This window comes from Achromobacter sp. 1011811831, assembly GCF_059760905.1.
Genome location: NZ_JCBANG010000232.1, coordinates 1 through 340, shown reverse-complemented (window position 1 = coordinate 340; position 340 = coordinate 1). Strand labels below are relative to the sequence as shown.

Annotated in this window: 1 protein-coding gene; it reads left to right on the top strand. The window is 67.9% G+C overall.

Annotated features, from left to right (window positions below; translation table 11 throughout):
* Positions 1-340 (top strand): autotransporter-associated beta strand repeat-containing protein (locus AC6LJ9_RS30750; protein ID WP_498150471.1); only part of this gene is annotated, 340 nt, incomplete at both ends.

Genomic DNA, 340 nt, shown 5'->3' with positions numbered 1-340 from the left:
CAGCAATACCTATGCGCATGGGGGGGGCATCAGCGGTACCGGCTCGGTCACGCAACTGGGCAGCGGCACGACCGTCCTGACCGCCAACAATACCTACACCGGCGGCACCATGATCACGGGTGGCACGCTGCAACTGGGTGCGGGCGGCGCGACGGGCAGCATCGCGGGCAACGTGAGCAACAATGGCACGCTGGCCTTCAACCGCGGCGACATCTACGCCTACGGCGGGGTCGTCAGCGGCTCCGGCGCCGTTGCGCAGCGGGGCGCGGGCGTCACGGTGTTCAGCGGCAACAACAGCTACACGGGCGCGACCACGGTATCAGCGGGCAGCCTGTATATC